This window comes from Treponema sp. JC4, assembly GCF_000260795.1.
In the GTDB taxonomy this organism is placed as follows: Bacteria; Spirochaetota; Spirochaetia; order Treponematales; family Treponemataceae; genus Treponema_D.
The window spans coordinates 23,140-29,163 of sequence record NZ_AJGU01000028.1; the positions used below are offsets into that span (position 1 = coordinate 23,140).

Sequence of the window (6,024 nt, forward strand, 5' to 3'; positions counted from 1 at the left end):
TTTATGACAGTTAAAGAAGTTTACGAACAGACAAATTCAGATTATGAAGATGCAATGGAACGTTTGGGCTCTGAAAAATTGATTTCAAAGTATCTCTTGAAATTTATGGATTTAACTGATTACAGCGATATGATTAATTCCATTCAGATAAAAGACTGGGACGGCGGTTTTAAGGCTTCCCACAATCTTAAAGGAATTGCCCTTAATATGAGCTTTACAGAACTGGCACGTTCTGGTTCTGAACTTTGTGATACTATGCGTCATGGCGCACCAAAAACTGATATTTCGGAACTTGTGAGCAAAGTAAGTTCTGATTACAAAACTATTATGAATATTCTGGAAAAATATAAGGAAGAGATGTAACCGGGGGAATTTATGCGTAATAAAATATTGATTGTTGATGATGTTGAGCTTAATCGCGATATTCTTTCGGACATGCTTGAAGAGGATTATGATATCCTTACCGCTGCTGACGGCCGCCAGGCAATTACTATAATGAATTCAGAAATTGAGAATATAGCCGTAGTGCTTCTGGATCTTGTTATGCCGGAAGTTGATGGTTTTTATGTTCTTAATATTATGAAAGAACGCAACTGGATGAAAGACATTCCTGTTGTAATTATCAGTGGTGATGCAACTGTTGAAGTTGAGACCCGTGCCCTGAAATTCGGCGTTAATGATTTTATTCATAAACCTTTTAATGTGAATATTGTACGTCAGAGAGTAAAAAATATTACTGACCTTTATAATTACCGTAAACAGATAGAGGAGCGCTTTAATACTCAGACAGATATTCTCGAAAAAACAAATATTCTTCTGCGCCGTCAGGCCTATGAGCTTCATCAGAATAATGCAAGAATCATCGATATTCTGGGAACTGTGGTTGAATCGCGAAATCTTGAAAGCGGTGAGCATATTCACCGTGTAAAAGGTTATACTCATCTTCTGGCGCTTGAATATATGAGACTTTATCCTGATGAAGGAATGACAAAGCACAGAGCAAAACTAATTGCCTCTGCCAGTTCCCTTCATGATGTAGGAAAAATTGCTATTCCTGACTCAATATTATTAAAACCGGGGCGTTTTTCACCTGATGAATTTGCCATTATGACTGCTCACACATCAAAGGGCGCTGCAATCGTAAAGGAAATGTCTGATATCTGGGATGAAGAATACGGCACTGCCTGCTACGAAATTTGTCTTTATCATCACGAAAGATGGGACGGTAAAGGCTATCCAATGCACAAAAAAGGTGATGAAATACCTCTTTCTGCCCAGCTTGTTTCCCTTGCAGATGTTTATGACGCTCTTGTAAGTGAACGCTGCTATAAGGATGCCTTCAGCCCTGAGCAGGCTTATGAAATGATTGTTGGCGGTGAATGCGGCCAGTTCAACCCTAAGATTATTGAATGTTTCAAAAATCTTAAGGATGAATTTGAAAACTTTGATGCCGAAAACTATTCTCTGGAAGAAGAAAATGAAGATCTTCCAGATTATATGTCTCAGCTCTTTTAGTTATCTGCCTTTTTGATAAGCTCTGTTTCCCATTCAAGCAGGGCTTTTTCCTCTTCCGTATTATTGCCCTTTACGTCGCACATAATACGGAATACAGGTTCAGTTCCGCTGCCCCGCATCCAGATAAAAGCGCAATCTGAATCTTTTTTATCCTTGAATAAAATCTTAAGTCCACCTTTTTTACTCAATGAATAATCCTTTACGTTACGAGTCTCTTTTGTTCCGTTTGTAATTACGGCTTCATAAGAAGTAATTCCGTATTTCTTTTCAAGCTCAGCTTTCTTTTTCTTCCAGCTGTCTTCAAATACCTTCTGGAAGGCAGCCTTGAGCTTAGCGTGGTCTGTTGTTTTTACCTTTAGAACGGCTCTTGGCTCACTCACACCTGTTGTTGTGTATTGAGGCAAACTTTCAAGAATGTCTGTAAGGGTAAAATCTTCTTTGTATTTTGCTCCAGATTTTTTACACCAGAGTTCAAATAGTCCGTTTTCGCGGATAGTAAGAAGTTTTAGAAGGGCAAAAACTGTATTCAAAGGATCTCTTACGCTTGAAGGATAGGTTATTGTACCTCCGTTTGAGCCTTCGCCTAAGATTGGAACGGTATAGCCTTCTTCCCGTTTTTCGCGGGCAAGATTTACAACATTTGCTTCTCCAACCTCTGCTCGGAAAACTTGAGCTCCCAGCTTTTTTGCAATTTCTTCAATTCGCATTGAAGTAGGGCAGTTTACGGCAACTGCAGGTTTAATTTCTTTTCCAGAATTATTCCAGATGCACCAGGTCAGTTCTGCAAGCACTGAAAGACTGAAAACTTCCTGAGCCTTTAAAATAACTGCTTTTTTCTGTTTTTCATCCCAGTAAACAATGTTTCCGCGGTCACCGTCGCAGTCAGGCATATAGCCTAGAATGTATTCTTTATAGCCCTGCTGCTGCAGCCATTCCATCTGTTTTGCAACATGAACAAGATTTTCTGCTTCCGGAATAATTTCGTGTACAATTTCTTTATCGTTTATGCTGTTAAATTTGATTTTATTTTCTGCAAAGAAATCCCGGTCGATACAGAAATTTCTTGAACTTCCGTTGAAATCGCATACAAGACCAACTGATTTTTCTTCCACAGAAGCCTTGATAAGGTTGAAAAATTTTTCCTGGTCTTCTTTAGCTTCGCTTGAAGATATGGTACGGCGGACAAAATCAGAATAAGCCTTTAAAGAATTGTGTTTTGCACTGGAACTTTCCTGATAGACCTGTTTAAGCACAGAAGAAGAGCAGGCGTCTGCATCAGAAACTGTTGTAAAAAGCAGGTTATCATCACCAACAAGTTTTAAAAAGGCTTCAGTAACCTTCGCATTTTCGGCAGCATTTAAAACTCCACCGTCATTTGTTCCGAATTTAATTCCATTGTGCCCAATAGGATTATGACTTGCAGAAATATAGATGAAACCGTCCAGCTTTTTAGCATAAGCCATAATCTCTGGTGCGGAAGAAACGCCTAAAAACTGAATGATTGCTCCTTTTTTGATCAGGGCGCGTAAAACTGCATCTGCAATTGCAGGTCCTGTCGGGCGGGTATCCATTCCGACTGCAATAACCGGAGCTGTTAATCCTGTAAGATTTGAAAGATAGTCAAAAAAACATACTGCGGCGGCAACCGAAATAGCCTTACTTTCTTTTGTAATTTCACTTGTTTTGTCTTGTTCTGCTCCGGAAGCTGCAAAAACCTTGCGCCATCCGGAAGCCGATAAAATCATTTTATGTTCCATGATTTTATTTTATCATACTTTTAGTGAACTGTAACGTTATAATTTAATTGTCTTGCAGAACCTTTTAAATCTGTAAAGATAATGGTAATTGTGGCCTTTCCCTGTTTTAATATTGCTTCACCTGCAAGCATCAGTTTATCATCAGGATAAATCTCGGCATTTGAATAATTTCTCTTGCCGCTTACATTACATTTTCCATCTTCCTGATTAAGGGAGTTATAGGAAATTTCATCTGTCTGTTCACCATTAATTAAAACTGAGGTTTTAAATGGAACCGCAAGGTCGTTTCTCTTAAAATATATTTTATAGGTTCCTGCAACAAAGGCTTTTGCCCACTGCATGTCATAGGCAACATTGTTTTTGTTTTTGATTATTATGCTTGAAATTGAAAGGGCAGGAAGAACAGAAGGCTGGGGAAGAAGGAGAAGAGGATTGATAGCCTTTTTTTCTTTTACGTCAATAATCTGAAATCCCAGAGTCTTTTCTTCCTTTACAAAACCAGAGGTTCCTGTAAGAGAAATATCTTCATTTTTTGAAATCAGAGTTGAATAATCAGAAGTTTTAATTGAATCCTTATCAAGATGAGAATAAACAGAAATCAGATTGTCATCATGGCGAACAATTACGGCGCTTCCCAGGGCTGAAGGGAAAAAATCTGTGTCATCTTTTGAATCTTCAAGAATTATAAGTGTGTTTCCGTCATCAGAACATTTTACTTCTTCTGTTTCCTTTATGTTGATAAAGGTTCCCATGCTTGAACCGGTTTTTTGAGCAAAGAAAGTTGTAATTTTTTCTGAATCTACTTTTCCGGAAGGCCATTCAAAGGCGAAGGCTGCTGAAAAAAATGCAATATAAAGTACAAGTGAAAGTGTCTTTTTCATATTTACTTCCTTTCCAAAGAGATTTTTGAAATTGAATCATCTTTTCCAATATAAAGGGAATTTTTTCCTGTTTGAATAAAGGCAGTTTCTGCTTTAAAACTGAAGCTTCCTTCAAGTGTATTTGTTTTTTCAAGCAGGTAAACAGAATATTCGTTTCCGTTTTTGCCAAGAAGGAAAATTAAGGTATCAGATTCCCTGATTGAGATGATTTTTGAATTAATTGGAATTATATTGTTCTGATTCTGTTTGTAATCATAAATGCCGATATTTTTTTCAAAAGTGTAGATAACACGGCTGTTGTCGTTACAAAAATGAACAAGACTCTGATAAGCCCCTTTTGTATCCAGAAAGGTATGATAGATGATTTTTGGCTGATTTTCTTCACGATGGGCAAGTACAAAACGCTGTTTGTTATGACCGCATACAGAGGCAATATATTCTCCGTTATCAGATATATCAATTCCAAGAATTACAGGAAAGTCACTTCCGCCTGGTGCAAACTCAATTTCAGAAATGCCGCTTTCATTATTAAAGATATAGATTGAACCGTCTGCAAAACCAACGGCTGTGTATTTACTTTGTGAACTGAAGGCTGTGATAGGAATAATTCCTTCGTACTGCCAGTCTGCATTTCCGTCTTTATCACATTTTATAAAGGAGTTTCCACCAGGAAGCATAACGTAAATGCGGTCTTCAACTATGTAAGGAAGGCCTTCAAAATTAATTACCCCTTTTGCATTGCCGTTTTTTTCGTAAAAAGTAGTATTTTTTGTATAATTATTATAAATAGAAAAATACTCATCAGAAATTGAGGCGAGTTTTGGAAAAGTTTTATAAAGGGTGATATCCCCGTCTTCTGTAAAATAACCCAGGTTATTGCCAAGACGGAAATAATGTTCTTCCTGTCCTTCTTTAGGCTCAGAAATCTGTTTTGTAATATTAATTTTCCAGATTGGCTGGAACTGATATTCTTTTGGGAGTTTTCGGGCTGCAAGAATAAGGTAAGCAATTGAAAAAATGATTGCTAATGTAATAAGTAATGGAGCACGAGATTTAGTTTCATTCATATTAATAATTTACAATAAAATAGTAATTATCTCAACTTAAAAATCGTTGACAAAGAAGCGTAAAGTATGCAAAATATTCTAAAGTTTTCAAATTGAATTTAATAAAAATGAATATAGAGGGGGCGCGTCGTGGAAGACGATATCCTTACAATTGAAGAAGTTGCAAAATACCTTCGTGTATCAGATAGAACAGTTTATGATTGGGCTCAGAAAGGAGAAATTCCTGCCGGTAAAATCGGAACTGTATGGCGTTTTAAAAAATCGGAAGTAGAAAACTGGGTAAATGCCCGTCTTTCTTCAGATACAACAAAACAGGCTCAGATTCAGGTTCAGGTAAGAAACGTTCTTTCTCCTGAGCGCGTAATTTTTATAAATCACACTACAAAGCATGATGCTCTTGTTGAACTTGCACAGGTGCTCGCAACAGCTCCTCAGGTTAAAAACGAACAGGAGCTTACAACTGAAATCCTTAAACGCGAAGAATTGATGTCTACTGCAATCGGACGCGGTATTGCAATTCCTCATGTTCGACTTTCTTCTGTTACCGACCTTGTAATGGCTGTCGGCGTTTGTAAAAAGCCTCTGGAAGACTTCCAGACAATTGATGATGAAAAAGTAAATCTTTTGTTTATGATTGCTGCTGCATATAACCAGCACTCATATTATCTTAAGACAATTTCACACTTCAGTGCAAAACTTAAGAAAAATGACCTGAGACAGGCTATGACTCAGGCCGCAACAGAAAAAGAAGTATACGATTTGCTTTTAAAGGCCTAGATATACATTAAGTAAAAAAAAACGGAC

The 6,024-nt window shown here is 37.4% G+C and carries 6 protein-coding genes; 3 read left to right on the forward strand and 3 right to left on the reverse strand.

What is annotated here, in order from left to right:
• Positions 1 to 3: 3 nt before the first annotated feature.
• Together MSI_RS10175 and MSI_RS10180 are read left to right on the forward strand one after the other, a co-directional pair.
• Positions 4 to 363 (forward strand): hypothetical protein, encoded by a 360-nt coding sequence (locus MSI_RS10175; RefSeq protein WP_009106553.1) that lies wholly within the window; start codon positions 4 to 6, stop codon positions 361 to 363.
• Between the two features lie 12 nt (positions 364 to 375).
• Entirely contained in the window at positions 376 to 1,515 is a 1,140-nt protein-coding gene (locus tag MSI_RS10180) for an HD domain-containing phosphohydrolase (RefSeq protein ID WP_009106556.1), read from the forward strand.
• Here the strand turns inward: MSI_RS10180 and MSI_RS10185 are convergent.
• From MSI_RS10185 to MSI_RS14065, 3 genes are read right to left on the reverse strand one after another with little or no spacing between them, the layout of a single operon-like run.
• Positions 1,512 to 3,272, reverse strand: a complete 1,761-nt coding sequence (locus MSI_RS10185) for a phosphoglucomutase (protein ID WP_237706504.1) — start codon at positions 3,270 to 3,272, stop codon at positions 1,512 to 1,514. The genes MSI_RS10180 and MSI_RS10185 overlap by 4 nt on opposite strands.
• A 20-nt stretch (positions 3,273 to 3,292) precedes the next feature.
• Positions 3,293 to 4,153, reverse strand: coding sequence for a M23 family metallopeptidase (locus MSI_RS10190; protein ID WP_009106560.1), 861 nt, complete (start codon positions 4,151 to 4,153; stop codon positions 3,293 to 3,295).
• Between the two features lie 2 nt (positions 4,154 to 4,155).
• Positions 4,156 to 5,220 carry a WD40 repeat domain-containing protein gene (locus MSI_RS14065; RefSeq protein ID WP_009106562.1) on the reverse strand — a complete coding sequence of 355 codons (1,065 nt, stop codon included), beginning with the start codon at positions 5,218 to 5,220 and terminating at the stop codon, positions 4,156 to 4,158.
• Positions 5,221 to 5,349: 129 nt separating this feature from the next.
• Here MSI_RS14065 and MSI_RS10200 point away from each other — a divergent pair, with 129 nt between their 5' ends.
• Positions 5,350 to 5,997 carry a PTS sugar transporter subunit IIA gene (locus MSI_RS10200; RefSeq protein WP_009106564.1) on the forward strand — a complete coding sequence of 216 codons (648 nt, stop codon included), beginning with the start codon at positions 5,350 to 5,352 and terminating at the stop codon, positions 5,995 to 5,997.
• Positions 5,998 to 6,024 lie beyond the last annotated feature (27 nt).

Coding starts and splice junctions, on each gene's coding strand:
- MSI_RS10175 (WP_009106553.1), top strand. CDS start 4: ATGACAGTTAAAGAAGTTTACGAACAGACAAATTCAGATTATGAAGAT.
- MSI_RS10190 (WP_009106560.1), bottom strand. CDS start 4,153: ATGAAAAAGACACTTTCACTTGTACTTTATATTGCATTTTTTTCAGCA.
- MSI_RS10180 (WP_009106556.1), top strand. CDS start 376: ATGCGTAATAAAATATTGATTGTTGATGATGTTGAGCTTAATCGCGAT.
- MSI_RS14065 (WP_009106562.1), bottom strand. CDS start 5,220: ATGAATGAAACTAAATCTCGTGCTCCATTACTTATTACATTAGCAATC.
- MSI_RS10185 (WP_237706504.1), bottom strand. CDS start 3,272: ATGGAACATAAAATGATTTTATCGGCTTCCGGATGGCGCAAGGTTTTT.